The organism is Peribacillus alkalitolerans (assembly GCF_010882125.1).
In the GTDB taxonomy this organism is placed as follows: Bacteria; Bacillota; Bacilli; order Bacillales; family DSM-1321; genus Bacillus_BN; species Bacillus_BN alkalitolerans.
In genome coordinates this window covers 1-1233 of sequence record NZ_JAAGVZ010000063.1, presented here as the reverse complement: position 1 = coordinate 1233, position 1233 = coordinate 1, and the positions used below count along the sequence as shown (strand labels likewise).

The 1233-nt window shown below is 35.8% G+C and carries 1 pseudogene; it reads right to left on the bottom strand.

The annotated features are described in order from the left end of the window. Positions 1-74: 74 nt before the first annotated feature. Positions 75-1233, bottom strand: a pseudogene (locus tag G3O09_RS21940) (type I restriction-modification system subunit M); the annotation flags it as partial.

The window sequence follows — 1233 nt, the reverse complement described above, 5'->3', positions numbered from 1 at the left end:
CAAATTAAGTTGATTCCAACCATTTTCATTATGAAATTCTCTAAATCGTCTCTTAGGTATTAAATTTGTTTTTTTCATAATGGCGCAACCACCATTTCATTCAACCAGTTTTCGATTGTTGATTCTAAACTACGACTTTCTTTGTCGATTGCTGATAAAGTATCGGCATAACGATTGCGCAACATTTGGAGTGTGTTTAATTCCTTTTGTAACGGTAATTCTATTAAGCGAACCAAATCGCCCACTGTATTGCCAAACCATTTTTCATACATCAAGTTGTCGATTTCTTCGTTTGTTAATATTAAGATTCGTTCTTGTACCGCTTCTTTTAGGTTTTTTTCATCTGCTTTCACTGCTTTACTGAGTGTTGATTTATCTACATGTAACTGTTCAACATTTTTCAGATAGTTATATTCACTTGTTCCCTTGCCCGCTTTTTTTAACTCTGCTTTGATCAACTTGTTATCAAAAGATTCACCGGCTTCATTCAACGTATCGCCTAATGCATTGGCTTCATCGCTATCTTCAACCTTCGCAGCTTCAACCAAGTCTAACAGCTCTGTTTCAATCTCTTGAATGCGATTTTTCTTTGTTTCAATTTCTTCTAGTTCATCACTGTATAAATGTTTAGCAATCAACTCATTTGGTACGATACTGCCGATCCAGCCGTCTTGCTCGACACGTTTTTTATTGCCAGTTCCCTTCGTTACCATATTTGGTTCACGTGTGCGTCCAGCTGTATAAAAATCACTTAAAGCAATGATTTCCGTATCATGGGACAATGCATTTTTCCAAATTTCAGCGACAATTTGATAGCCATCATACACATCAATATTGTTGAACGCTGACAAAATCGCTTTTATTTCATCGAGCATGTCATTCATTAACTGGGATGATTTACTGATATTTTCTACATTTCGTAAAGCATCGAAATATTTATTAATAAAGGATGTTGCTTTTCCTTCGATTTCTTTTGATTTTTCAATAACGCGTGAATCGTTGAAGACCATATAAGAAATATCATCAACCGGTTTCAATAGCTCAACATAGCCTTCACGGATTTCCTTGAAGGATTGTCCCATAATATCTGGCACTGAAGACTGCAAAACCTTCAAATCGTCAATATTCTTTTGAGGAATCCCACCAAGTAAGTGTGCATCTACGTCATGCGGGATCTCTTCATCAATCGCTTCAATATAACGAGGAATGTTCATATTGTATTGATTTTTGAGA